Source organism: Cyclobacterium sp. 10D3-21 (assembly GCF_055809755.1).
On record NZ_CM147924.1, the window covers coordinates 3,034,691 to 3,060,096 of the forward strand.

22 protein-coding genes are annotated in these 25,406 nt (G+C 38.4%); 9 read left to right on the forward strand and 13 right to left on the reverse strand.

The genetic code is table 11. The features are described 5' to 3' along the window. Nucleotides 1-9: 9 nt before the first annotated feature. From vgrG to AC0L7T_RS12255, 9 genes are read right to left on the reverse strand one after another with little or no spacing between them, the layout of a single operon-like run. The gene (gene vgrG / locus AC0L7T_RS12215; protein ID WP_473342918.1) at nucleotides 10-1,758 is read right to left on the reverse strand and encodes a type VI secretion system tip protein VgrG; all 1,749 of its coding nucleotides are present in this window, start codon (nucleotides 1,756-1,758) and stop codon (nucleotides 10-12) included. Next, nucleotides 1,758-2,507: a CIS tube protein gene (locus tag AC0L7T_RS12220; RefSeq protein WP_473342919.1), complete on the reverse strand. Its 750-nt coding sequence runs from the start codon at nucleotides 2,505-2,507 to the stop codon at nucleotides 1,758-1,760. Before AC0L7T_RS12220 ends, vgrG begins: the two co-directional genes overlap by 1 nt. Further along, nucleotides 2,508-2,672, reverse strand: coding sequence for a DUF5908 family protein (locus tag AC0L7T_RS12225; RefSeq protein WP_473342920.1), 165 nt, complete (start codon nucleotides 2,670-2,672; stop codon nucleotides 2,508-2,510). Between the two features lie 10 nt (nucleotides 2,673-2,682). After that, nucleotides 2,683-3,192 carry a phage tail protein gene (locus AC0L7T_RS12230; protein ID WP_473342921.1) on the reverse strand — a complete coding sequence of 170 codons (510 nt, stop codon included), beginning with the start codon at nucleotides 3,190-3,192 and terminating at the stop codon, nucleotides 2,683-2,685. A gap of 1 nt (nucleotide 3,193) precedes the next feature. Next, nucleotides 3,194-3,628, reverse strand: coding sequence for a phage tail protein (locus tag AC0L7T_RS12235; protein ID WP_473342922.1), 435 nt, complete (start codon nucleotides 3,626-3,628; stop codon nucleotides 3,194-3,196). Between the two features lie 39 nt (nucleotides 3,629-3,667). After that, on the reverse strand, nucleotides 3,668-5,110 hold the full coding sequence (locus tag AC0L7T_RS12240; RefSeq protein WP_473342923.1) for a phage tail sheath family protein: 1,443 nt from the start codon (nucleotides 5,108-5,110) through the stop codon (nucleotides 3,668-3,670). 28 nt (nucleotides 5,111-5,138) lie between these two features. After that, nucleotides 5,139-5,867, reverse strand: a complete 729-nt coding sequence (locus AC0L7T_RS12245; protein ID WP_473342924.1) for a hypothetical protein — start codon at nucleotides 5,865-5,867, stop codon at nucleotides 5,139-5,141. A 15-nt stretch (nucleotides 5,868-5,882) separates the two neighbouring features. Beyond that, nucleotides 5,883-6,431: a Pvc16 family protein gene (locus AC0L7T_RS12250; RefSeq protein ID WP_473342925.1), complete on the reverse strand. Its 549-nt coding sequence runs from the start codon at nucleotides 6,429-6,431 to the stop codon at nucleotides 5,883-5,885. A 58-nt stretch (nucleotides 6,432-6,489) separates the two neighbouring features. Continuing rightward, nucleotides 6,490-8,712 carry a glycosyltransferase gene (locus AC0L7T_RS12255; RefSeq protein WP_473342926.1) on the reverse strand — a complete coding sequence of 741 codons (2,223 nt, stop codon included), beginning with the start codon at nucleotides 8,710-8,712 and terminating at the stop codon, nucleotides 6,490-6,492. Between the two features lie 771 nt (nucleotides 8,713-9,483). On the opposite strand from AC0L7T_RS12255, the gene AC0L7T_RS12260 reads away from it, so the two are divergent. The 4 genes from AC0L7T_RS12260 (at nucleotide 9,484) to AC0L7T_RS12275 (ending at nucleotide 13,562) form a co-directional block, all read left to right on the forward strand. Beyond that, on the forward strand, nucleotides 9,484-10,266 hold the full coding sequence (locus AC0L7T_RS12260; protein WP_473342927.1) for a M15 family metallopeptidase: 783 nt from the start codon (nucleotides 9,484-9,486) through the stop codon (nucleotides 10,264-10,266). A gap of 308 nt (nucleotides 10,267-10,574) precedes the next feature. Continuing rightward, entirely contained in the window at nucleotides 10,575-10,919 is a 345-nt protein-coding gene (locus tag AC0L7T_RS12265) for a DoxX family protein (protein ID WP_473342928.1), read from the forward strand. Between the two features lie 12 nt (nucleotides 10,920-10,931). After that, nucleotides 10,932-12,299: a DEAD/DEAH box helicase gene (locus tag AC0L7T_RS12270; protein ID WP_473342929.1), complete on the forward strand. Its 1,368-nt coding sequence runs from the start codon at nucleotides 10,932-10,934 to the stop codon at nucleotides 12,297-12,299. 24 nt (nucleotides 12,300-12,323) lie between these two features. After that, nucleotides 12,324-13,562: a protoporphyrinogen/coproporphyrinogen oxidase gene (locus tag AC0L7T_RS12275; protein ID WP_473342930.1), complete on the forward strand. Its 1,239-nt coding sequence runs from the start codon at nucleotides 12,324-12,326 to the stop codon at nucleotides 13,560-13,562. Between the two features lie 268 nt (nucleotides 13,563-13,830). Here AC0L7T_RS12275 and AC0L7T_RS12280 read toward each other — a convergent pair whose 3' ends face one another. Next, a complete protein-coding gene (locus AC0L7T_RS12280) occupies nucleotides 13,831-15,573 on the reverse strand; it encodes an ABC transporter ATP-binding protein (protein WP_473342931.1) in 1,743 nt (580 codons plus the stop codon). A gap of 337 nt (nucleotides 15,574-15,910) precedes the next feature. Here AC0L7T_RS12280 and AC0L7T_RS12285 point away from each other — a divergent pair, with 337 nt between their 5' ends. Next, nucleotides 15,911-16,378: a DUF6428 family protein gene (locus AC0L7T_RS12285; protein WP_473342932.1), complete on the forward strand. Its 468-nt coding sequence runs from the start codon at nucleotides 15,911-15,913 to the stop codon at nucleotides 16,376-16,378. Between the two features lie 189 nt (nucleotides 16,379-16,567). Next, nucleotides 16,568-16,984 carry an alternative ribosome rescue aminoacyl-tRNA hydrolase ArfB gene (gene arfB, locus AC0L7T_RS12290; RefSeq protein WP_473342933.1) on the forward strand — a complete coding sequence of 139 codons (417 nt, stop codon included), beginning with the start codon at nucleotides 16,568-16,570 and terminating at the stop codon, nucleotides 16,982-16,984. Between the two features lie 121 nt (nucleotides 16,985-17,105). On the opposite strand, the gene AC0L7T_RS12295 is transcribed toward arfB, so the two are convergent. After that, entirely contained in the window at nucleotides 17,106-18,146 is a 1,041-nt protein-coding gene (locus tag AC0L7T_RS12295) for a branched-chain amino acid aminotransferase (RefSeq protein ID WP_473342934.1), read from the reverse strand. 300 nt (nucleotides 18,147-18,446) lie between these two features. Here AC0L7T_RS12295 and AC0L7T_RS12300 point away from each other — a divergent pair, with 300 nt between their 5' ends. Continuing rightward, entirely contained in the window at nucleotides 18,447-19,847 is a 1,401-nt protein-coding gene (locus AC0L7T_RS12300) for an aminotransferase-like domain-containing protein (protein ID WP_473342935.1), read from the forward strand. Nucleotides 19,848-19,876: 29 nt separating this feature from the next. On the opposite strand, the gene AC0L7T_RS12305 is transcribed toward AC0L7T_RS12300, so the two are convergent. Then, nucleotides 19,877-22,339 (reverse strand): TonB-dependent receptor, encoded by a 2,463-nt coding sequence (locus AC0L7T_RS12305; RefSeq protein WP_473342936.1) that lies wholly within the window; start codon nucleotides 22,337-22,339, stop codon nucleotides 19,877-19,879. Nucleotides 22,340-22,414: 75 nt separating this feature from the next. Then, nucleotides 22,415-23,260: a helix-turn-helix domain-containing protein gene (locus AC0L7T_RS12310; protein WP_473342937.1), complete on the reverse strand. Its 846-nt coding sequence runs from the start codon at nucleotides 23,258-23,260 to the stop codon at nucleotides 22,415-22,417. Between the two features lie 449 nt (nucleotides 23,261-23,709). Between AC0L7T_RS12310 and AC0L7T_RS12315 the strand changes: the two genes are divergently transcribed. Both AC0L7T_RS12315 and AC0L7T_RS12320 read left to right on the forward strand, forming a co-directional pair. After that, nucleotides 23,710-24,249 carry an RNA polymerase sigma factor gene (locus AC0L7T_RS12315; protein WP_473342938.1) on the forward strand — a complete coding sequence of 180 codons (540 nt, stop codon included), beginning with the start codon at nucleotides 23,710-23,712 and terminating at the stop codon, nucleotides 24,247-24,249. Between the two features lie 142 nt (nucleotides 24,250-24,391). Then, the gene (locus AC0L7T_RS12320) at nucleotides 24,392-25,354 is read left to right on the forward strand and encodes a FecR family protein (RefSeq protein WP_473342939.1); all 963 of its coding nucleotides are present in this window, start codon (nucleotides 24,392-24,394) and stop codon (nucleotides 25,352-25,354) included. The last annotated feature ends 52 nt before the right edge of the window (nucleotides 25,355-25,406 follow it).

Here is a 25,406-nt window from a genome sequence, read left to right on the forward strand (position 1 = left end):
TTTTTTAAGTTAGTTGATTTGGACCAATGAACCTTTCAATTTGGCAATAGCAGTACTGGTCAACTCTATACCGGCGGCCCCATCCGCTTTAAAACTTGCCTGGGCTTTGTTATTTATATTATTACCCTCAATTTCTACATCATCTGCTGTTTTAAGGATAATCTTTTTTTTGCTTTCTATCGTGATTCCATCTTCATTCATTATGAATCGGTTACCATTTTCGTCCTCCAGCTTGAGGATTCCCCCATCTTCATCCAATAGAATCTGTTTTCCTGCAGGCGTTTCCAGTAGCAACGATTTTTTATCATCATTAAAAATGATTTTAATTTCGCTTCTGGAGACAAATCCTTTTTCATGGTTTTCATCCGCTCCTGGAATAGGGGAGGGCATACTACTGCTGTTTAAACCTCCCAAAATGATTGGATCTCTGGGATCATTGTTAAGAAACCCCAGCACAACTTCATCTCCTATCTCTGGTCTAAAAACACTACCCCTGTTATTTCCTGCATCAAGGCAGGCCACCCTGGCCCATATCCCATTTTCTTCATTACTTATGATAGGAAGCTTTACCAATATTCTATCCTCACCATCCGGATCCTCTTGCAGCTGAATGACCAGTCCTATCTGCAAACCCTGAACTGCTGGCAACAAACCGGAAGCAGGCATTTGATTAATGGCATATTTTTGGGTAAACCATTCAGGAGACAATCCAAACTGAGCATCTGTTTTCCATGTGCCATTACTTATTTCGTGACGAATCCCAGACACATACACATTTCCATTCATTCTTTCTCCCAAGCCTTGAAGTAAAATAAGATCGCCAGGCTTTATCTCCGCATAACCGTAAAAACCCACTCTACCCCTTGTTTTGGCAAGTTGTGTTTTTAAAAATTGTGAATCCGCCCAAGCCTGGAGCTCATCCTGTGCCAACCTTCCCGTGTGGCTGAGATTTAAATGATCCAGAGCGATTACAGAAGCCAGGTCCGCAGGGTTAAGGTTTCCGTTTCCGGAAATGGCTGGATCTGTTCCATCTACCTCAAGTATGGCCTGGTTTGCGGGATCCCAGGAAAATGCCTTTACTGCCTGATACTGGTCTCTGGCATCGATGGTGGCATCAAAATCAAGTATTGTAGCCCCGTACAAGAGGTCTAAAAGTGGTTCACCTTCCATGGAGGGCTCTTTTATGGAAATGGTTCCGTCATTTACCAAGCATACTTTTCCGTTTGCCTCCACTCGGCTTAGCATGAAATCCCAGTCTGTGGCATAATATTGTACAAGGTCTTTATGTTGGACAGAAGTAGCCTCTACCTCATTTTCCAGACCATAGCTATCAATGATTTCTTCGATAACATCACTGTCTGTTTGATCAACAAAATATTTATTTTTGGGGCCTACGGTTAACTTAACGGCCGCATCCCTACATTCCAGAATCAACATGGAAGTTCCGCTCCGTTTGATTTTTATGGAAAATTTAATAATAAGTCCTTTAAAAATGGTTGATTCTTCCGATTGATATCCTGCCAGGATTTCTATTTCTTTTCCAGGGGCAAAAAAGGCTTCATTACTTGCTTCAAAATCTTCCTTTGATGCATTTCCATCCTGGATTATTATATGGGCGGAAGGGATTTTATTAACCTCCTTATACACTGTTATTGAAGAAACCCCAAAAACTTTTGATAGAGGTTCCCCCTCAATGAGGAGGGTAAAAGTGACCAGACTAGATTTTTTCGGGGTAGGTAAAGTTCTGCTGTTTGGCATTATTTTGTTTTTTCCAATGGTGGGAAAAAAATCTCATCCCCAACCTGTAAGTCCCTAAAATTGGTCAAATTATTTGCTTTGGCTACTTCAAGGTAATAGGAGGAGTCTCCATAAATCCGGAAAGCCATTAAAGGCAATTTATCCCCCTCCTTAACTTTTCGGATATGGGTAAGGTCAGGTGAGCTACTTTTTTCCTTTGCAATCCTGAGGTCGTCCTCTATGGTGCCATTGAAAGCAGCAGTAGCCACTACCCTTATTGGGGTTCCGTCTGGTTGGAATAATTTGAAATTAAAATTTAAGCTTGTGAGTACTCCTTCAAACAACAACGTACCCCAAAGCAACTGTACATTTCGAGGAGAATGGTTTTCTCCATCATATTCATAAACGATATGCTTAAACTTATCTATATCCTCTAAAATATCATATTCCTTTTCATTGGAAAGAGCACCCGCAATTGCGCCAGCAATGGGGACATTGCTAAGAGCGCCAGCCAGACCGCTAAGAGGTTTCGGAATTACCCCAGTACTGTCGAATAGAAAATCAAACTGAAGGGTTGGGGGTAAGCTTCTTACAAATTGTTGCTCTTTACCTGTATTCCCTGAGGGAGGAGGTTCAGGATTGTACTCAACCAAATGATTGATCGAATAGGTTTCCGGATTTACCAATGCATCATAAATAAGGTCAGGATTGGTCGTCGCCTGTCCATTTTCTATGGCTTTAATCTGTAGTTTTTTTAACGCTGAGGACATTTACCTTTCTTCTTTCTCCTTAAGAATATTTAAAACCTGTTCTACGCATTCGGCAACAATGGCATTTACCTGGTATTGGTTACCAGCTGAAACAGAATGGTTGTTTTTTTTTTCACCATCCTGCACTATCGCTTTAATATGGAGTTCCTTTATTTCTATGGACATAAGTTGGGGGTTAAAATCCTACATTGATATTGGCTGCACCAGTAAGCGATCCGGCCAAATCCATTGCGGCACTGGCAGGATCATAATATTTGAAATATTGGTAGCTTAAAGTCAGTGTTTCAATGACCACCTCGCTGCTCTGGGCATTAAATCCCGATATTTCAATTTTTTTAGGGATGGCATTAATTACATACCAGTTGTATAGGGGCAAATGATCATCATTCAATAAGGAAATCATGATGTTGGTAGGTTTGAATTCAAAATTTTCAATGGCATTTTTGCACCAGTGTAAAATTCCAGAACCCAAGAATTTGCCCCTTTTTAAAACCAACTCATTGTAACTGGAACGTCCGGGTAACTGGTGAACAAAACGGTTTTCTCCTCCTTCCTTGACAGCCTCCATTTCCATACTGACAGTAAGCCCAGAAACTTCCTGAAACCTGAAATCATTGGGCAACTGTGGGAACAACTCAAAGACCACCAAAAAATGGAATCCAACTTGAGGATAATTGAGATCCATATTAACTTCCGTTTTGAATGGTTAGCCCTTCGTGGACCAATTCTACACTTTCCATGGCCACTTCATTTCCTTCTGATTTTAAATCTGTTGGAGTAATCTTGGTAGGCCAGGCATTTTTAATTTTCCATACAACTACCGGTTCGTGGTTTTCATTCAACAAAGAAATGATGAGATCCCTTCTTTCAATGGTATTTAAACTGACAGTATTGAACCATTCATAAAATTGATTGTCATTACCGAATGTTCCCCGTTTTAAGGTCACATTAGAAAACTTACGTTGGCCGGGCATTTTAACGGTTGAATATTCAGGACTGGCCCCGTCACGATACTCTATAACTTCAGAGGTAATGTCAAGTCCTGTTACTTCTGTAAAACCGACTCTTGCACCACCCCATTCAACCAGGTAGTGAAATTTGGGAAGAGGATATTCTGCCATAATATTTAGATTTTAGATATTAATGATTAATAAGATTTATCAGGATTCTTGTAATTTGTGGGAAAATCTCAGGATAATGAATTCTGCTGGTCTTACAGCAGCCATACCAATTTCTACTATCAGTTTTCCTTCCAAAATATCCTGCGCTGTCATGGTCTGGCCAAGTCCGCATCTTACAAAAAATGCATGTTCAGGTTTTGCTCCAGCCAAAGCTCCCTGACGCCAAAGTAGTGTCAAATAATTTTCCAGCATGGCCCTGACTTTTATCCATGTTTTTGCATCATTGGGCTCAAAAACGAATGGGAAAGTCGCCTTCTTTGCTGATTCTTCTACCATGATAAATAATCGGCGAACAGAAATATATCTCCATTCGTTACTGTTCCCCTCCAGGGTGCGTGCGCCCCAGACCAATATTCCTTTGCCTGTAAAGGGACGTATGGCATTGACGGATTTGCCGGTGTCTGGATCAATATTCATGGTATCCTGTTCTGCATCTGTGATAAAATCCGTAACCCCGAAAATAGAGTTAATGGAAACATTGGCAGGTGCTTTCCAAACCCCTCTTGAACCATCTACTTTAGCATATATTCCCGCAATGGCAGGGGAGGGTGGAAGAGTGGGGCTTAATTGAGCCCTTATTCTGTCTAAGGCTAAATTGTATATTGATGTACCGGTTGATTGAAAAGTATCCAATGTAGCGGTGGATGGAGCCCCCCCGTCAGTGCTTACATTTACATCCACATCGGATGGTTGATAAGCATAGTCAAGAGTAGTTTTTAGATTTGGATAATATGCAGCTGCATAATTGAGGTCATTGTTTCTGAGAAATTGAAGTCTGAAATTGTCAATTGTCCCCGTGGTATTAACTGGTGAGGGTTCAAGCGGTGAACCAATAGAAACAGGTAATGAATGATGTATATCCACCAAGGTAAACCTGTCCTGTAATACCCTGCATTGTTCAATGGCCTGACTGATAACCGTATTGTAATAGGCGGCTTCCGCTAAAGACTGTCCTTCGGGAAAAACGATGATAGTGGGTTCATCTGATGCTGACAAAACATTTAAACCACTTATATAATCATCGGGATTAAGGGATGAAGGAGTATTACCTATGGAAATAATATAGCAGGGTCCCCCTCCATTGTCAAAATATATGCGGAGGCTGTAATACATATTATGCGCCGACGGATTGGAAATCGCTGCACTTCCAATAGTGGTTCCTGTTGTAGAGTTGATATTGATATCAACCGAAATCCCTATTTCATTTTCGGCAAATCCAAAGTACAACTCATAATCTTTTAGGGAAAAGATTTTGGTGGGTACCATATTGAGGGAGGCACCTACTTCATCCTGTGCCAATTGGGTGTACCCGATAAATGCAGGAATCGCAGAAGAAACCTGGGCAACGGAAGGCGGAAGTGTTGGAATTTCGGTGGTATAAACCCCTGGGGTTCTTATTGCACCTTCATTTATTTGTGACATTTTTTCCTGTTTAAGTCATTAAAATTTTTCAGATTTTACTTTTAAATCTTAAATTATATACCGGACTTCTTAATTGATTATCCGGACCGAGTACAAAAAGATTGTATACATTGTTGGTAGTTCCACTATTGAAAATATCGATTACGGCAAAACAGACTTCTTCTAGTTCAAGTAAATCTGGATCTATTAAATCAGCATTATTTACCAGTTGCTCGACCGGTAGAATTTCCTCCCAGTAGGCAGGATCATTGAGGGGAATATTGGCACTTCCCAATACCGGCTGAATCGTCTGGAACAGCTGCGCCCCTTCCTGAACAATCGTTCCTGCACTGTAATCACTAGAAGCATCATATCCATCCATGGGCCTGGAGACATAAGAATCAGGACCAATTACATTGTCTATTCGATTTGAGAAGTGATAAACCTGGTTTTTTCCGGCAGAGGCAACAGTAGTCTTGTCCCTAAAGTCATTCGAGATATATAGGAGGAGTCGAATTCTAACCTCCCCCAAAAAAGAAGTGAAAGGCACTTTTAAATCCGTTGCCGGAGGAGCAAAAAGTCTGCTTCGAATAAAGCAAACAAGCAGGTCATTAAAGATTTTATAAGAAATGTCATAATTTCTGAACAAGTTCTTGGTGTTTTGGTCTGGAATCACTTTGATTGATTTTGATAAAGTGTTGGAGGCAGGCGTTCCATATCCAGCATGTAAAAACCTTACGGAAAATAAATTTGCATATAAAGTGTTGATTGTATCCACGCTTTTAGATAGGGATTAGATTTTTCGATGCTGGATCTCAATTTCCTGTATCATAGCTCCTGTTTGGTCAGATACGCTGTCGATGGTGACCATCCGCATTTTATAGACAACGGAAGGATGATATTTGCCTCCCAATACCGACCACACTTGTTGCAGCTGTTCCAGATTTAGATTGACCATTTCGAGGACCAATTTTTCAATGCCTGGCTCAAGATTTGGAGTATTGGAATGGTTAAAAACGTATTTTCGCTGGAAAAACTGTATTACTTGTTGAAGACTTTGCAAGGCTAGCCCATATCCTCCCACGGGTCTTACAGAGGTGAAAAGAACGGTCAAATATAAATTTACCGCCGGATTTTTCATTATTATATCAGTTCCGTTTCTGACATAATTGTTTGGGTCTCTGGAGATACGGTTTTCTTCTACATTGATTAGAGACATGAAAATATTTTCATCCCCACCGTTTGTGGTTTCGGACAATATCTCGCCAATGTTGCCCATTTCGGCTGCTATTCCGGCATTGGTCATCTCAATTCGTATTATATCAAGGGCTGGAAAAATCATTGGAATTTTTATTAAAGCATATCAAATCAAAAATTTATACAATTGCCAATTGAATGGTTTAAGCAACTTTCTGTACAACCATTAAACTTTCTGCCAAATGAATTTTTATATAGTGTCCTTCTGCGAGAATTTCATCCACGAATGCCTGGACACCTGGGTAGTAAGGAGCATAATCATGAAAGGCAATGTATCCCCCAGGAACTACAAAAGAGGAGAATTTCCAAAAATCCCGTGCTACATTGGGATAATCATGAAGCCCATCAATAAATAAAAAAGTAATGGGATCCTTCCATTGAATGTTAAAAGAATAATCTTTCATCAGAACCACCACCTCATCTAACCCAGCATTTTCAATGTTTTGCTTGAATTTTTCGAGTGTAGGAGAGACTTGTTGTATTCCCTGATCACTGGCACCTACCCTACCTTCATGGGGATCTATGGCGAAAACGCTTGCGTCAGGGAAATAGGCTTTGGCAACACTTCCTAAAACCACGGTGGATTTCCCCTGAAAACTACCAATTTCTACAATACGATGGGGTCTGTTTAAGGAAGTACAGGCTTTAAGCATAGCTGAAATTAACAATTCAGCTTCCTTGTCTGCAAGCCAGCCTTCAATCCCTTTGATGCTTGTTAATAGATTACTGTTCATAAACAATTCATCAGAAGCGGGGACTTTCCTTTCTACGTTAGTGTTTTTGTAATGGTAGGATTTTTCTCTTGCAAAATTTCGTAGGCCGTTATCATATTTTCGTTCTATGGGATGTATCCAAAAAGCATTGGGCATTTTTTGGGCAACAGCAACTTCCTGCAGGGTATAAGATTTCCGATAGCGAACAAAATCATGGGAACAGGGATTTTGTGCAATTTCGTAGCCTAAAAGTTTGACAAGCGTAGGCAAGACAATTTCCTCCGTAGCCCATATTTTCGTTTGCTGCATGATTTCCTGCAACTCCTTGTTTTTCTTAAAAAGGTCGGTCAGGTCTTTAATAGCTTCCCGTGTGAATACTGAGGAAGGCCAAAAACTCCAATGAACAAAACTTTCATCGCCATCCTGAAATTGCTTTAATAGCGGTTTCCATAAATCATACTCCTTAAAGGCCTGAATTGCTGGCCATACTTTGGTATCACTTGGCATTACTTTTTGAGGCCTGTTGGAGAGCAGGCCTACATTTGGCTTGTCCTTTAAGTAATCTCCGATAAAAGAACTGTATCCCGATCTTAATGCCAGTTGGTCCGAATCAACTATGGTTAAGGTGTCAAATGAATAATTGTCCAACGCATATTCCATACACCTTATGGCAAATGGGTGGAGGTACCCATGTTGTACTCGGACCGGATCTGGATGGATCCTGGCACCAAAGTTTTCATAGGGAAAAATTTTTGAAAACAATTCGGTGTTTTCACCTCCATTGTATAATAATATAGAAGAGTTGGGATCATGGTAATGTAGGTTACGTACCAAGTCAATTATACAGTCCTCATCTTCATGGACCAAACAAGCATAAAAGTTTCTGAGGGGCTTTTTTGATTCCGTGAAATTGGTTTTAATAAGCTCATGGCTTTTAACCATTACCTCCGTAGTGGTAAATGCTCCGTTGCTATAAGTATTCCAATCACTTTGCATCAGTTTTTGGATTTCTTCCACCGGGTAATCATACCACCAACTTCCGTTGGTTTTTTTTGGACTCGCATTGTCCTCATGTATCATGTGAACAGCAATCCCGGAATCTTTTAGCGACTTAACGCGATTAGCGGAAATACTCCAGACAAATAAAGCATCCATTCCCACATTTATAGGTGCAAAAGGATTGGTATTCCACAATGCTTTTGTGTAGCACAGTGAACTTCCCAGCAGCCATGCCCTTTGATCGGAGGGATATTTGTATTGGTAAGCGTGTTTGGTTGATAAATTAAAATATAGTAACTGGTTAATTCCACATACATCCACCTGTTCATTTAGTAAAGCGTGGATTTGGTAACTTAACCGTTGGGGACCGTACCAATCATCATCATCCCAATGCGCAATTACGTCTCCTTTTGAATATTCACAAGCAAGATTAAGCTTTTCTCCCAAACTGATCTTTTTGTCTAATTTATAGTAACGGAGACTTACCTCATCCGGTATTAAGTCTTCAATTGGATCGGTTCCATCGTCAACAATTATCAGCTCCTTGTTCGCATAGTTTTGCCGCAAAAAGTATTGGATGGCAAAAGGAATAAACTTCCTCCGGTTGTAGGTTGGCATGATACAAGAAACCAAAGGCTGGATGTTATTATTCATCGGAATTGTTCGTTACCTTATTTTAATTAAATTATGCACAGCTTCGCCTCGTCACTCACAGGCGATGTGGGAATAAGGAATTATTGTACAATTTACTGTTTAGAAACAGTGGATTCAATACCCAAGGTTGGGTATATTATGCAGGACTGCTTTGGTTTTTTTATTGAACCGGAGGGTAAAAAGATCCACAGAAAATATTGATGGCTTTCCTATAAAAACTGAAATGGAACCAAATGTTCCGCATTCATTTGGTTCCACACTCGGGATGATTTTCTCCTTACTGCGTTCCTTTTCCTTACTCATGGATTGGCTTAGTCAGAACAGAAAAATTAAACTCCAATCGGCAATTCTTTGTCAACAAATGGGATTCATATCTGCTGGTCCAATGCAAGGTTTCTTGTAATCAGGATAAACAAATCCAAAAAATGGCTTCCTTTCTGTCGGCCTCATTTAATGTTTAAGACTGTAATTTTTGAACATAGAGGCTTAGTAATTGGTAATAAATTTTTTATCGTTTTTTTATACAAATTAATTAAATGGTTAATTAAATGTTATTCAATAGATAATAAGTTTTTTTTATACATTGAAAAACCTAATTTGGTTAATATTAAAAGGGGGTAACATTTTCAATAACCCACTTAAACATAGCTGACAGAAAAACGATTCAATTGGATTTGTTGCCTCAATGCATTGAATAGGAGTCCTAAAAGGGTGGAAAGCTTCATTGAATAGGGGTACTTTAAAATTACTGTAACCTAAAAAACTTTCATAATGAAAGAAAAAATAAAAGTAGTACAAAAACTTTTGTCAGAAAAAGGATTGTACAATGGTGCAATAGATGGCGTGTTTGGTCCCGCCACACTTGCAGGATTAATTCAGGTTCCTGGGATAAGCCCGAATCTACCGCATGTGAGAAAGATTACTACCATGATTCAAATAGGGGCCAGGGAAAAAGGATTTAACTCAGGAGCAATAGATGGTATGTGGGGTCCCCAAACCCAATATGCATTTGAAGAACTGGAGTATTTACAAAAATTTGGAAAAGTAAGAGACCCGTGGCGACCTGAAGAAATCACCCCAATGAATCGCTGGCCAAAACAAAATACAGCAGCATTTCATGAGTTTTATGGACTTAGGGCAAAAAACCTGGTCACCATTCCTGTACCCTATGAAATGAAAATTGCTTGGGACATGAGGTACAGAGCCAGGAAAATTACCTGTCATACCAAAGTAGCGGACAGTTTACTGCGGGTTTTGGAAAATGTAAAAAACATTTATGGTGAAAATGAAATAGACCGATTGGCGCTGAATAGATTTGGAGGATGTTTTAACAACAGACGTATGCGTGGAGGGACCCAATGGTCTACCCATTCCTGGGGAATTGCCTTGGATTTTGACCCTGCCAGAAATCAATTGACTTGGGGGAGAAACCAGGCAGCCTTTGTTCATCCGGTTTACAACGACTGGTGGAGGTGCTGGGAAGAAGAAGGTTGGGTAAGCCTGGGCAGAAGGAAAAATTATGATTGGATGCATGTACAGGCAGCAGAAGTTTAACATTTGAGACCGAATTTCTTTAATAGATGGGGTGGTTGATTATTATCATTTCTATAAGTTTAGTCCTAATATTATAGAATCAACAAAGCGTAACATTTTGTATAATGTATTTGGTTTCTTTATAGATGGAGTTACTAGGACTACTGTGATTAATTGAATTTTTCGCTTTATTATTTTGTTAATAGACGAAAAAATCAATTAGTTTTCCCTTAAAAGGAATTTATTTACCCTATTATTATCAAAATTTTTGATATGCAAGTTTGAAGTCCTAATTTTAAAGAATAAAGAAATTACTGCAATTGATTTTTATGGATGAAGCATTTCTTTATGCAATGGCAATTTTTTATATGACGACGGGCATCATGCATTTTGTGAAGCCTGCTATGTTTATAAGTATTATTCCGCCTTTTATTCCCGAACCCAAATTGGTAAACAAATTAGTAGGGAGTTTGGAAGTGGGATTGGGATTTGGTTTGATATTTGAACCAACCCGTACTTTAGCTGCCTATGGAATCATCCTATTGTTAATTGCCGTATTTCCAGCCAATCTTTACATGTATCAAAGAAAGCATTTAGGAATTCCAAAGTGGTTGTTGCTGATAAGACTTCCGATGCAATTGTTGTTAATTGGCTGGGCATATTTGTACACTTAAACTAGAGAAAAATTGATTTTTAGTGAATTTAATTTTGTTCCCGAACTTCAGGAAGGTTTGGACGCAATGGGTTTTGAAAAAGCAACCCCCATACAAGAGCAAGCAATACCAATAATTTTAGGGGGAAAGGACTTAATAGCCACTGCTCAGACAGGAACAGGTAAAACTGCGGCCTTTATCCTGCCTGTACTTAACGAAATAAGCAAGGGCGATAGAAAAGGCGTTAAAGTTTTAATTATCGCACCGACAAGAGAACTGGCGATCCAAATAGACCAGCAAATTCAGGGATTGGCCTATTTTCTAGGCATTAGTTCCATTCCCATATATGGGGGAGGAGATGGTAAAGTATGGGAACAACAAAGAAAAGCTCTGGAGATGGGTGCTGACATTGTCGTAGCTACTCCTGGAAGGTTAATTGCCCTACTTGCGGGTGGAAAAGTGAATTTTGATTTCCTGGATAATTTAATATTGGATGAAGCTGACAGGATGTTGGACATGGGATTTTCAGAAGATATTTTGACGATAGTAAATTACCTTCCTAAAAAACGCCAAACCTTGTTGTTTTCTGCAACAATGCCTCCTAAAATTAGAAAGTTTTCTCAGCAGATTTTGCAAGATCCTGAGCAAATATCAATTGCTTTGGGTAAAACAGCAAAAGGTGTAAGTCAATACGTTTATCATGTTTATGATGGGCAAAAAGAGGCACTGGTCAATCATATCCTTAAATCACAGGACTTTCAAGCGGTCATTATTTTCTGTTCAACCAAAGACAAAGTGAAATCTTTGTTTAAAGCGTTAAAGAAAAATTTCAAGGTTGAGGCTTTTCATGCTGATTTAGATCAAAATGAGAGGGAGCTAATTATGTCCTCTTTTAAAAACAAATCACTAAAGATACTGGTGGCTACAGATATACTCTCTAGAGGGATTGATGTGGAGGACATTGAAATGGTTATTAACTTCGATACGCCTAATGATCCTGAGGATTATGTGCACAGAGTAGGACGTACTGCCAGAGCTGAAAAGAAAGGTAAGGCTGTAACATTTGTCAATGAAAAAGACAGGTATAAATATAAAAATATTGAAAACCTTATCGGCATGGAAATTGAGGTATTGCCTAATCCAGAGGAAATAGGTACTGGTCCTGATTTGAAAAAGAGTCATTCTGGTAAATCTTCTGGAGGAAATAGACCTGGGGGGAATAGAAATTCGCCAGGTAACAAGAGACAAGCAAAACCTTATAAAAAACAGTCAAGACCTGTTGATAAAAAAAGTGCAAGCGAGCGAGTTAGTGCAAAGCCAGAAGCCAAGCCTAAAACAGAGTCCTCTTCTGATAAAGGGAAGTTTCGTGAACGTAAAAATATTAAGGGTGGTCTTGAATAATAGCAGATAATTTAAACCAAACCAATGCTAACAGCTGAAAAAAGTGTATACATTATTGGGGCTGGAATTTCCGGCTTAGTGGCGGCAATTGAACTTGAAAAAGCCGGTTATTTTCCCGTAATTCTTGAAGCATCTGATAGCATTGGAGGAAGGGTGAAAACGGATGAAGCGTACGGTTATTTACTCGATCATGGGTTTCAGGTCTTGCTTACTTCCTACCCAGAATTAAGCAGGTACCTTGACTTGGATAGTTTGAATTTGAAAAAATTTAAAGCTGGTGCCGTAATTTTGGAATCAGGTGGAGAATCATATGCTATTCATGATCCCATAAGGAATCCACTGAAGGTTTTTTCCATGGTTTTTTCCAATGTAGGAACACTATGGGATAAATACAAAATGTATGCTTTGACTAAAAGGTTAAAGGAAAAAAGTATTGAGGCTATTTTTACAAGCCCTCAAAGTTCCACTTTAGCATACCTAGAGGATTTTGGTTTTTCGAAGCGGATAATTCACAACTTTTTCAAACCGTTTTTTAGCGGAATTTTTCTAGAAGATAAACTTTCGACCTCTTCAAGAATGTTTGAATTTGTTATTAAAATGTTTGGCGAAGGTCATGCAGCTATTCCTGAAAAAGGTATGGGACAAATTACACAACAACTCTTCGCACAACTTGAGCATACCCAAGTAAGGTTCAATACCAAGGTTTCTTTGGTTGAAAACAATATCATTCACCTGGATTCAGGGAATACCTTGACTGCAGATCAAATTATCATTGCAACTGCTCCAGGAAAAATCATTGGGCAGGAGAATTTTCATTACCACAATGTTACCAATCTGTATTTCACCTTGCAACAATCTTTTATAGCCAAGCCTATGATTGCATTGGTGCCAGCTGATAAATTCATGATTAACAACCTGGTGTTTTTAACAGATGTTAGTAAGAAATATGGCAGTGATGGAAGGGCACTGTTGTCTGTATCGATTATTAAAGATGTCAAAGGAGTGGAAAATCTCGAAACGCTTGTGGCAGAGGAATTGGCAGCACTCACAGGAATTGATGCCAATTATTTTGAACACATCAAAACCTATTCCATAGAAAAAGCATTGCCAATACTTACCGATGTAAAGAATACTGCTCCCCTACAACATGTGAAATTATTTGACAATGTTTTCTTGGCAGGTGATCAGCTATTAAATGGTTCTATAAATGCAGCCATGACTTCAGGTAGATTGGCAGCAGAGGCCTTAATGGCCAATTCTTAAGCCCAATATTCTGGGACAAGCGAAAAATTACCTTTCAAAGCTGAAATGGGGGGTGGGATTTTGTCAGTATTGTTGCCTAATAAAGACAACAATACCGCCAAACTCACTACTTTTTTATAAACTGCATAGGTTTAAAATCTCAGTTAGTAAAGGTTTTCGCTTCAATAATAGAAATTTCAAATTAAGGCAATGACCAACTTTTCCAAAGGAAACGGGTAAAGGTTATATTGAAATACGCTGATTGCAAGGCTAGCCGGCTGAATTGCAATTAAATTCTAGCTTGGAAGTTATACAAATCATGGTACCTGCCATTGATGTTAATCAATTCATCATGTCGTCCACGTTCTACGATTTTCCCTTTTTCAATGACAAGTATCTGATCTGCCTGCCTTATGGTACTTAACCTGTGGGCGATCACAAATGTAGTTCTACCTTCCATTAAGCTTTTTAAACTGGATTGAATAAAATGCTCACTTTCTGCATCAAGGTTACTTGTTGCTTCATCTAAAATGAGTATTCGTGGGTCAGCTAAAATTGCTCGAGCAATGGCCAGCCTTTGTCTTTGTCCTCCTGAAAGTTTCACACCACGTTCCCCAATAACGGTTTCAAGCCCCTTTTCGAAATGGTCTGTAAATTGATGAACATAGGCAGCTTTCACCGCTTCTTGAAGCAACTCCTCAGAGGCATCAGGTCGCGGGAACATTATATTTTCTCTGATTGTCCCTTCAAAAAGGAAATCATCTTGTAATACGACGCCCAGTTGCCTTCTAAATGAATTCAAGTCTACCTTACTAAGGTCTTGGCCGTCTATGGTTACTAATCCTTTAGAGGGGTTTAAAAACGAAGCAACCAGACCTGAAATAGTGGTCTTTCCGGAACCTGAACTGCCCACTAAAGCGGTTACCGTTCCTGGCTCGGCCACAAAATCAACTCTCTTTATGATTTCTGTACCAGACTCATATTCAAAATGAACATTTTCGAATGCTACCCTTCCCTTTATTTGTGGCAAAACAATATTTCTGGTTGTAGGGTCCGCTTCTAAAGGAATGTTCATCAGCTCTTGAGTCCTGTCCAGGCCTGCAAAAGCTTCTGTTAATTGACTGCCAATATTGCTCATTTGAAGAATAGGCGCAATCATAAACCCTAACAATAGCGTAAATGCTAAGAAATCACCAAAAGTAAGCTGGTCTTGCATGATCATATAACCTCCAATACCCATAATTCCCGCAGAGGCAAGGCCCAATAAAAAGGTGGCTGCACTAGTGACAAAACTGGTGGCAGTTAAGCTACTTTTAACATTTAAAAACAGTCTGTTTACACCTGATTCGAATGTTTTAGTTTCCTGGTCTTCAGCATTAAATCCTTTTATTACCCGAATGCCTCCCAATGTTTCTGTTAATCTACCCGTGACATCTGCATTGATTTTGCCCCTTTCTCTGAAGATTGGCCTAATGCGACTAAATGCTTTTAAGGAAATAACGCCGAAAATTATCACCGGAACCAACACATATAAGGTCATCTTGGGACTGATGTAAATTAACAGCACCAAACTTATAAGAGAGGTCAATATTCCCCCTACCATCTGTGCAAGTCCTGTACCTACTAAATTGCGAACACCTTCAACATCCGTCATTACCCGAGAAACCAACTCTCCGGTTTTGGCATTGTCAAAAAACCGAATAGGTAGCCTTATAATATGGGCCTGAACTTCCACCCTTAATTTGGCAATAAGATTTTGGGCTTCTACACTCAATATCTGAGTTAAACCAAAAGAGGTGACTGATTGTATTGTAACCGAAATGACCACTGCAATGATTAGCCATTTTAACAATTCAAAATCACTGGATGGAATAACATCATCAACAAGGTACTTGCTGGCCCAAGGCAAAACCAGTCCGGATAACCTACTGATGATAATTAAGAATAGACCTAGAAAAATATGTTTTCGTCTTGGCCAGATAATGGTTTTAAAAACACTTTTTAAACTAACCTTACTTTTATTTTCTGTCATTGGAAGCCTTGGATGGGGTAGAAGTATAAAACAATTTTCAAGAAAAATCATTCCCTTTTTCCAAAAAACATATTGCATTAAACACTTATTACTGGCCTTATACAACTTTGATTTACGATTTAATCGAAGAATAGCAATTAATTTTTGAAGCCAATACCAAGAAAAAAATTAGAGTTCCTTTTACTTTAAATTATTTAATCGTAATATTGCAATATAACGATTGATAGATACTTCAAGTAAGAAGTTGCCAAGGGGGTAAACCCAGACATTGTTAAAAAGTTATTGGCAGTAAAATTATTAATAAAGGGATTTAGTAATTCAATTAAAACAAAAGGCCATGAAATTATCAGAAATAAAACCATTATTGACAGAGCATAAAGAGCTTAGTTTCCAATTGCCTGATGGCACTTTAGTGCCAGAACATTTTCATGTTACAGAGGTAGGTAAAGTAACCCGGCACTTTATTGATTGTGGTGGCACAGAACGAAAAGAAGAAGTAATTAATTTTCAACTTTGGGCAGCCGATGATTATAATCATCGTTTACATCCAGAGAAGTTACTGCATATCATTGAGTTGTCTGAGAAGGTTTTGGGATTAACAGACGCAGCTATAGAGGTTGAGTATCAGGGAGAGACCATTCAAAGATTTGGCTTAGCATTTGATGGAAAAGCATTTTTGCTTACCGGGAAACAAACGGATTGTTTGGCAAAAGAGAATTGTGGTATACCAGAAAAAAAACCAAAATTAAAAATGGTAAGTACCCCAGTAGGTGAATCTTGCACCCCTGGAGGAGGCTGTTGTTAATAGATAACTATTTTAAAGGGATTGTTTAACCGGCACTTTCAATGCCAATTTCCGAAAGGAATGGGTAGTGGAAGTGTAGTTTTGTTTTCAAACAAGTAATGTCATAAATGTTAATTGTACTGAAGGGATAGGGAACTATTACGCTATAAATCTTCATTATTGTCAGGAAACACCTCAATTGGTTTAATCATGACGATTTTGGAGAAAATTAAAAACGAAGCCTTTTCTACTGAGTTCACCTTTCTTACTTCTAGAAGCAGTGGGCCTGGTGGTCAAAATGTTAACAAAGTAAATTCAAGGGTGACTTTGTTTTTTAATGTGCCCAATTCTCAATTTTTGTCTGATGAGGAAAAAAGTAAAATTTTTGAAAAATGTAGCCAAAAATTAGACAAAGAGGGCATCCTCCAGATTGATGCTCAAACTTCACGGTCTCAACTTGAAAACAAGAAAATCGTCATCAAGAAATTTTATGACTTGATGGAAAAGGTCTTTAAAAAGAAGAAAAAAAGAATAGCTACTCGTCCAGGCAAAGCAGCCAAAGAGAGACGTTTAAAAGGGAAACGGGTACGATCAGAGAAAAAAGCCATGCGAAAAAAAGATTTTTGATTTGTAACACCATTGCTGCTAAATGATGTCAACAAGATCTATAATTGGACAATCTTAAAACTAAAAAGCCTGAAACTGTTAGAATAAGTTTCAGGCTTTTTTTTAAATAATTCCGGTAGTACTAGACAAGGTCAGACCAACCAAATAAGTCGGGACTAATTCCCTTTCTGATTTCAGAAAGTTTGTTTTTGATACGGTACATTCCCGCATCTTCCTGTACATAGGTTTCAAATAATTCGCCTTTATAGGAAATTTCCTTAATTGGTGAAATAACTGCAGCAGTTCCAACTCCAAAAGCCTCTACTTGTTCTCCTGCCAGAATCCTATCTAAAATCTCAGAGATTAAAATAGACCTTTCTTCTACTTCCAGATCCAATTCAGGTGCAAGTTTTAGAATAGAATCCCTGGTTATACCGTCCAGGATACTGTCACTTAAGGCTGGCGTAAGTAATGTTTTACCATTGAGGATAAACATAATATTCATGGTGCCAGATTCTTCAATGTATTTTTTCTCATTGGCATCTAACCATATGATCTGATCAAATCCGGCTTGTTTGGCCATTTGCTGCGGTAGGAGTGAAGCACCGTAATTCCCACCATTCTTAGCTGCTCCTGCACCACCTTTTGCCGAGCGGATATAGTTAGTTTCCACTAGTACTCTTAAAGGCCGATTGTAATAGGCCTTTAACGGAGATAGTACAACCATGAACAAATATTCATGAGATGCATCCACACCAAGTTTATTCTCAGTAGCGATGGCAAATGGGCGAATATAAAGGGCATACTCAGGATCATCTATTACCCATTGACTCTCTTTGCTTACCAGCTCTCGAATCCCATCTATAAAGCAGGATTCAGGTAAAGGAGGCATGGCCATCCTTTCAAGTGATCGGTTCATTCTTTTATAATGACTTTCTAACCTGAATATATTTGCTTTCCCATCCACAGTCTTAAATGCTTTTAACCCTTCAAACACTGTTTGTCCATAATGCAAACACATGGCCAATGGAGACAAAGAGATGTTTTTGACTGGACCAATTTTAAAATCTGACCAAGAGCCATTTTCATACTTTGCCACCAACATTTGGTCTGTGGCCTGTACCCCGAAAGTGAAATTTTCAAAATCAAAATCCGGTCTTTCAGTTATCGTTTCGTTCATCATGGGTAATTCTATTAAAACTGCATTTGCTTGACAATCATGCTTTACAATGAATATTTGCCGACGTCAATATTTCTTAATGGTAAATTTTTAACAACCAATATTAATAATAGTTCAAAAAAATAAATTACCGTCCTTTAAAGAATCAGAGTGGATTTATTTATTTTCAGACCTATTAAATAAGATGCCTCCTGTTAATTTTACAAAATCATTTGATTGTAATTGCAAATTAAAGAAGAATCATTGATTGGTTACAGATACAATTTATTTAAATTTGAAGGGTACAGTATAAAATTTATGTAAATGACCCTATTTGAAAAACTAGCTGAAAACTTCGAAAAGCTTATTGCAAAAGGCACCTTAAAATTAGGGGATAAAATGCCTTCTATACGAACGGTAAGCAAAGAATATGGGGTTAGTAAAAACACAGTAATTCAGGCCTATTTGCTATTGGAGAGCAGGTCTTGTATTGTCTCCAGGCCTCAGGTAGGATTTTTTGTTTGTCTAAAAGAAGACCAAAGACTTCCTATGCCTATGGCGAGTAGTCCTAGAATAAACAGTGCTCCAGGAAAGGAAGATGGTTTGATAGGGAAAGTTTTTTCAAACTTTGTCAACAAGAACATTACACAAATGTCTTTAAGTGTACCAGATGAATCCTTCTTTCCAGTTGCCAGGTTGAATAAATGCCTTCAGACGGCTGCCAAAACCCTTAGTGCTGGAGGTACAGGATATGATGATATTCAAGGGAATCTCCGTTTGCGAAAAAATGTTTCCAAATGGTCTTTTACTTGGGGAGGAAACCTTGGTGTGGATGAATTGGTAACCACCTCAGGAGCCATGCATGCCATCTCTTTGGCGTTTATGGCCCTAACCAAACCAGGTGACCGAATAGGAGTGGAGAGTCCTGTGTATTTTGGTATTTTACAATTGGCAAAAAACATGGGGCTAAAAGTAATAGAACTTCCGACGGATCCTGAGTTTGGCGTTTTACCACATGATTTGGAGGCCTTAATTGGCGAAATTGATATTTGCTTGCTCGTAAGTAATTTCAATAACCCTCTTGGAAGCTGCATGCCGGAGGAGAATAAGAAATCCGTGGTTGAATTATTGACCCAACACAATATCCCCTTAATAGAGGATGACCTGTATGGAGATGTATACTTTGGTGCTAGCCGACCAAAACCCTGCAAAGCGTTCGACAAAGAAGGTATCGTTCTATGGTGTGGTTCGGTGTCCAAAACTCTGGCCCCAGGCTATAGGGTAGGATGGATGGCACCGGGAAAATTTATTAAATCTATATTAAAGCTTAAACTGTTTCATTCTATTTCGGGTACCACGGTTACGCAGGAAGCCATCGGTTTGTTTCTGGAAAATGACTATTATGAAAAACATTTAAGACAACTTAGAGCAACATTGTACAGCAACTCGCTACATTTTATACGAACAATTGCAGATTATTTTCCAGAGGGGACTAAAATTAGCAGACCACAGGGAGGTTTTGTACTATGGGTAGAATTGGATAAAAAATGGGATACAGGGAAATTATTTGATAAAGTGTTGTCCAGAGGCATCAGTATTGCACCTGGTCGTATGTTTACCCTCCAGAGCCAGTTTCACAACTGTTTGCGTTTGAATTATGGATTGCCCTGGTCTGATAAGCTGGAGAAAGAGTTGAAATTATTGGGCCAGATCCTAAAGGAATAAAATCCTTTAGGATCATAGACCAGATGGTTTTAGAATTCTTTTTCGCCAAACTCACTTTTGACAAAACGTGATTTATTTCTTCCAGGGTTTATGGTGTAGCTTAGGTTTAACATAAACATGTCCACTTCCAAAACATAATTGGTCGTTGTGTAAAATTCACCCTCTCTCCAGGTCGTTATTCTTTGCTCATTTGTAGGCAACAATCCCATGTCCATATTGAGCCACTGAAGGGTGGCGCTAAAGCGATCTCCAAAGAAAGATTTTTTTGCTACTAGATTAGGGGATAAAAACCTTGAATCTTCACCCTGTGCAGTAATTCTTTTGGAAAGGTAGTTAAGGGACCATTGCATACTAAATGTGGAAGTAAAGGCGTAGCTGGTATTGGCATTTACAGAATATACCCATGCAGAAGTATCAATAGGGCGTTCATTAAATTGACCATTAATTTGATATTGGTATAAATTGCCGCCTGCAAATACCTTCCATTTGGCTGTAGGATTCAATTCAAGACCCGCTTCTAAACCAAGCGATCTTCCTGTTCCAACATTGGAATAAATTCGGTTTAAGATGGTGTCGTTAAAAATTGTGTTTACCCTGTTTACTAAGTTTTTCACATTTCTATAGTAGGCTGTGGTATAAAAGCTATTTTCACCAAAATTCTTAACCACACCGGCTTCTAACAGGTCTATGAATTCCGGCAATAAGGTTGGATCTCCTTGTTCCAGTGTTTCTGAATGCTCTCTTTCTGGAAACGGATTCATTTTGAAGGTAGTGGTTCGCTCTACTCTTCTACTATAAGCAGCTTTAAAATTTAAATTTTCATTTGCACTGTATTGAATATTGGCAGATGGATAGGGTCTAAAAAAATCGTAGTTATAAGAGCTATCAACTGTATTTCCTTTGTCTTTTAGGTGCAGAGACCTGTCCATGTATTCCATTCTCAAGCCGGCAGTATAATTCCATTTACCCTGAATTCCATTTACCTGGCCAAAGGCCGAGTGAATTAATCTTTTTAAATCTACGTTTGAAGAAAATTCTGGAACCAGTTCAAATTCACCCTCGGTATTTTTCCTTTCATAGACAAAATCACCCAGATGGCTCAGGCTTCTGAATTGGTAGCCAGCCTCCAATGTACCCCAATTTCGAGGTTTTGCTTTGTAGTCTGTTTGCCAGCGGATACCATGGAGGGGATTGTCATTGGTATTGTATTCATCCTGATAAATTAGCTCAGTGTTTGGATAGCCTAGGTTCCTGTTTGTAGTAGGTCCTCCCAGCATGGTGTACTCATATAGAAAAGAGGTAGATAGGGAGGCTTTATTATCAAAAGTATGGACATAATCAAAACTACCTAATGCAAAATCACTTGTTCTGATCCGAAGATTCTCATTGTAATACTTCATGGTGTAAACCCTCTCTTCATTTACCACGGCATGATTGTCATAGTATATGATATCAGCGGTTCTGTCTTTGCTCCTTATTCCTCCGTAAAAACCCAAGCTGAAATTATTCTTTTCATCTGGTACAAATCCAAGGGTAAACCTTCCTGAATATGCCTCCTCGTCAAATCCCCTCTCGCCGTCTGAGGGAAAGTAGGTAGTTTTGTCATCAATTATAGTATAGACTTCGCCTTCCCTACGGCCATTAATGTCGTTTCTCAAATAACTTGCGCCAAAGGACAAGTCCCATTCATTTTTTTTGTGGTTGATTGTGAAGTCCGCTCCATACCGTTGCGACTTTTCCTTATTGTCATAATCTTGAATACTTGGAAGGCCTAGTCTGGTGTTTAATTGTATAAAAGTGCCGTCTGTAGCTCCTTTTTCTGTAGTTATATTGATTATTCCAGCCTTGCCTTCAGGGTCATACTTAGCGGAAGGAGCAGTTACCACTTCAATGTTTTTAATGGCGTTGGCAGGCAATTGAGAGAGGATTATGGAAGGGTCAGATTGAATAGGTTTACCATTTAACATGACAACAAAACCAGTTGACCCTCTTACGGAAAGTTCGCCTTCAGCATTAATGGTTACTGATGGAAGGTTTCTTATAAGATCAATCGCATTCCCCCCTTTCCCGGAAAGAAATTCAGAGGATTCAAATACCTGACGGTCTACCTTGTGCATGGCTGTAAACCGAGAACCGGAAACTTCCACCATTTCTAGCAATTGCTCATCTGGGGAAAGATACAAAGTACCTAAGTTAAGGAGCTTTCCTCTACTAACAATTACGGGTGTTACGACAAGATTCTTATAACCCATAAATTGTATACTTAGATAATAATCTCCCGGTTTAATGCCTTTTAATTGAAAAGCACCATCAGGAGCGGTGACGCTACCATTAATGAGACTGGAGTCAGCAGGAGAGAAAAGACCTATGCTTCCATATTCAATAGGCGTATTTTCTTTGGCATCTTTAAGTATCCCGTTAATGCCTGTTTGCGCAAAAAGGCAGTTAAATAAAAGTAAATTTAAAAGGAGTAGTAGGGCTGTTTTCATCATGTTTATGGCTTAGAATGCAAAATAAGCGAGTAATTCCGTCATTTGCGTGGTATATTCTTACCAAAAATGGTGATTTTAGGACAATAACCTAGCACGATACTCCATAGGCGTTAAAGTTGTTTGAGATTTAAAGAATTTGATAAAATTCGAAGCATCTGAAAAGTTCAATTGAAAGGCCACTTCATTTACAGGAAAATTGGTGTGGGTAAGTTGGTTTTTGGAAGCTATTAATACGCGTTCTTTTATGATTTCAATGGCATTACAACCAGCAGCAGCCTGACAAATTTGATTGAGTTTTCGGCTACTAATGTTCATTAGGTTGGCATATTCCTCTGAAGTTCTCAACGTTAAATAATTTTCATTGAGTAATTTTTTTAACCGACTAAATTCACTAATGAAATTTGGGTGGATGTGGTCCTTATGAGAGGGGAGATGTACCGTTTTTAAAATTAAAGTGTTTAGATGGGCAGAAAGTAATTCTAAGGGTTCATCTGCTTTATAATCCATATAGAAAACGGCTAGATGCTCCATTAAGGTAGACGCTTGTCTGGGGATATTGAATTTGTCATGAAGCCGAAAAAGGTTGTCTAAAGCTGAAGGGTAGTTGGAGAGTGCTTCCTCTTTAAACATGACCACATAACCTTCGGGGATTTTGGAAAAATCCCAGCAATGGACCTGGCCTAGGTTTAGGTAAAACCCTACAGGAGGTTGCACTTCATGTTTATTGTCATCAACAATATGGTGGCCAGAGCCTTTATTTAAAAATATCAATTCATGGTATCCTTCGTGTCGATGAGGCTTTGTAGGCTTTATTACTGGTTTCATCTTTGAAACCTTGATTACAAGCTCCTTTTCGATTTTGTTTTTTTTGCCTATTTCCCTGATTTCTTTTGCCATATGCTGCTTGAACTGCCCTTTCATTATTCAATAATTTACAACAGGCAAAAATACAGAACCAATTTAGGGATTTACCCATTGGTGAGGTATTAATTTTATTAAAGGATTAATTATCCCCAATTCGTCCATCAGTTTGGAGTACCTCATATCAAGTAGAGATTGTCATTTTCCCTTTTAATAACAAGATAAAGACCAAAATGGCTATTAAACCTAAGGTGATATTTTTTCTGGTTTTGTTTTTTGGATTCTGAATTTTGGTTTTGGGTCCCTTCAGGTTTGGATAACTAATTTATAAGATGATTTTCTTGATTCGATTGTTTGGGTGTTATTCTTAAGGGCAATCCGGTAAAATTTTAGAATAAAAACCATTAAATCCATAAAATTTCTACCTTGTTCCATTAAGGTTAATTGGAATCTAGGAAATGTTGCTATAAATTGGAAGGGTTTAGCAAGGAGAGCCTACTTTAAATAAAATGAAAAACACTGATATATTATTGTTAAATGAAATGGCCAAAGGCAATGTGAAAGCATTTGAGGCCATTTACAATAAATATTGGGATCTTTTAGTACGGCAAGCTTATGCTAAATTAGGAGATTTCTCAGAGGCAGAAGATTTGGTTCAGGATATCTTTTTGACCATTTGGAACAATAGAAAAGCGCTGACTGTTCAAAAAAACTTAAAAGTTTACTTGCTCACTGCTGTAAAGTACAAAGTTTACCGACTTATTTATAAAAGAAAAATGCTTTGTGATATTACCGGTATTGATGAAGTGCTGGTTCAATCAGAGGTTCCTAGGATTTTGGAATTCGAGGAATTGTATGAGAAAATAGAAGTGGCCATTGAAAAATTGCCAGAGGGCCAAAAAGAGACTTTTAAACTTAGCCGTTACGAAGAACTTTCCACCAAAGAAATTGCGGCCCAACTTCAAATTGCCCCTCAAACAGTACACAATAAGATTCACCTTTCTTTACTTTTTATTCGGGCAGAGATAAAAAATTATCTTTACAGTTAATTTCTGTGTTCAGAATTACCCACAGTTCACCTGTCTTTGACATTATCAAAAGGTGAATTTTCCATTAAAATTAAAAAAAATAAAAAATTTATTAGGTAGTACCCTACTGTTTTTGACACTTAGTATATATAGAAGGTTAATTATGAATATCCCAAATCATATATCGCAACTTATTGAGAAGGAATTAGAAGATAATCTAAGTCCAGAGGAAAGACTAATTTTAAACAATTGGTATGAAGGATTAAAAGTTGGTAATGAAGCAGTCCTGGACACCAGGAAAGAAGAAAATTTAAAAATTTTAAAGGCGAAAATTAAGCCTCAACGCCATTCTGAAATGGATTTTAACTGGATCGGTTGGGCAGCGGCTTTTATGGTGGTTTTTTTAGGAATATTTGGGATGTATAATTTAAAAACCACAGATTTACCCGTTGAGGAAAAGCTAGTTGAGGAGCGTTTTGAAAAATTTGTCAATCCCAGAGGAGTGAGGAGAAAGCTTACTTTATCAGATGGGTCCGTGATTTTTTTAAATGGAGAAAGTAAAGTAGAGATAAACAAGCAGTTCTCATCCAATCGTAAAGTATACCTTGAGGGGGAGGCGTATTTTGAAGTTGTAAAAGATCCCGAAAACCCTTTTGTGGTCGTTACAGATGGACTAGAAACCAGTGTTTTAGGAACAGCCTTCACCGTTAGTGCTTATAAAGGGGAACCGCAAACAGTTGCGGTGAAAGAAGGCAAGGTCAAAGTAATAGAGGCCTCGGATCAAAGTCCTAAGGAAGATAATTTCTTGATTGCAAACGAACAATTGACCTACAGAACAGCAACTGGATTAGGGAATAAAGTCAAAATTAATCCAGATTTAAAGTTTGCTTGGGTTAATGGAAAGATAATTTTCAACCAGACACCTATTAATGAAGTCTTCATAACTTTGTCCAAATGGTATGGATTAGAATCCGTCGAATTAAGTGATAAAAACATGAAATGTTTGGTAACTGGCAGCTATACCAGGATGACACTAGAAGATATTATGGAATCAATTAAATATGCTACAGGAATTGCCTATGAGATAAACGGAAAGCACTTAAAAGTAAAAAAAGGGAATTGCTAAAAGTGACGCTACTTCCAATAGCGCCACTATAATAGAAGCAATTCATTAAAAA

What these genes read in the sequence shown, in the direction of transcription:
- vgrG (WP_473342918.1), bottom strand. Translation starts at nt 1,758, where the DNA reads ATGCCAAACAGCAGAACTTTACCTACCCCGAAAAAATCTAGTCTGGTC.
- AC0L7T_RS12220 (WP_473342919.1), bottom strand. Translation starts at nt 2,507, where the DNA reads ATGTCCTCAGCGTTAAAAAAACTACAGATTAAAGCCATAGAAAATGGA.
- AC0L7T_RS12225 (WP_473342920.1), bottom strand. Translation starts at nt 2,672, where the DNA reads ATGTCCATAGAAATAAAGGAACTCCATATTAAAGCGATAGTGCAGGAT.
- AC0L7T_RS12230 (WP_473342921.1), bottom strand. Translation starts at nt 3,192, where the DNA reads ATGGATCTCAATTATCCTCAAGTTGGATTCCATTTTTTGGTGGTCTTT.
- AC0L7T_RS12235 (WP_473342922.1), bottom strand. Translation starts at nt 3,628, where the DNA reads ATGGCAGAATATCCTCTTCCCAAATTTCACTACCTGGTTGAATGGGGT.
- AC0L7T_RS12240 (WP_473342923.1), bottom strand. Translation starts at nt 5,110, where the DNA reads ATGTCACAAATAAATGAAGGTGCAATAAGAACCCCAGGGGTTTATACC.
- AC0L7T_RS12250 (WP_473342925.1), bottom strand. Translation starts at nt 6,431, where the DNA reads ATGATTTTTCCAGCCCTTGATATAATACGAATTGAGATGACCAATGCC.
- AC0L7T_RS12255 (WP_473342926.1), bottom strand. Translation starts at nt 8,712, where the DNA reads ATGAATAATAACATCCAGCCTTTGGTTTCTTGTATCATGCCAACCTAC.
- AC0L7T_RS12260 (WP_473342927.1), top strand. Translation starts at nt 9,484, where the DNA reads ATGAAAGAAAAAATAAAAGTAGTACAAAAACTTTTGTCAGAAAAAGGA.
- AC0L7T_RS12265 (WP_473342928.1), top strand. Translation starts at nt 10,575, where the DNA reads ATGGATGAAGCATTTCTTTATGCAATGGCAATTTTTTATATGACGACG.
- AC0L7T_RS12275 (WP_473342930.1), top strand. Translation starts at nt 12,324, where the DNA reads ATGCTAACAGCTGAAAAAAGTGTATACATTATTGGGGCTGGAATTTCC.
- AC0L7T_RS12280 (WP_473342931.1), bottom strand. Translation starts at nt 15,573, where the DNA reads ATGACAGAAAATAAAAGTAAGGTTAGTTTAAAAAGTGTTTTTAAAACC.
- AC0L7T_RS12285 (WP_473342932.1), top strand. Translation starts at nt 15,911, where the DNA reads ATGAAATTATCAGAAATAAAACCATTATTGACAGAGCATAAAGAGCTT.
- arfB (WP_473342933.1), top strand. Translation starts at nt 16,568, where the DNA reads ATGACGATTTTGGAGAAAATTAAAAACGAAGCCTTTTCTACTGAGTTC.
- AC0L7T_RS12295 (WP_473342934.1), bottom strand. Translation starts at nt 18,146, where the DNA reads ATGATGAACGAAACGATAACTGAAAGACCGGATTTTGATTTTGAAAAT.
- AC0L7T_RS12300 (WP_473342935.1), top strand. Translation starts at nt 18,447, where the DNA reads ATGACCCTATTTGAAAAACTAGCTGAAAACTTCGAAAAGCTTATTGCA.
- AC0L7T_RS12305 (WP_473342936.1), bottom strand. Translation starts at nt 22,339, where the DNA reads ATGATGAAAACAGCCCTACTACTCCTTTTAAATTTACTTTTATTTAAC.
- AC0L7T_RS12310 (WP_473342937.1), bottom strand. Translation starts at nt 23,260, where the DNA reads ATGAAAGGGCAGTTCAAGCAGCATATGGCAAAAGAAATCAGGGAAATA.
- AC0L7T_RS12315 (WP_473342938.1), top strand. Translation starts at nt 23,710, where the DNA reads ATGAAAAACACTGATATATTATTGTTAAATGAAATGGCCAAAGGCAAT.
- AC0L7T_RS12320 (WP_473342939.1), top strand. Translation starts at nt 24,392, where the DNA reads ATGAATATCCCAAATCATATATCGCAACTTATTGAGAAGGAATTAGAA.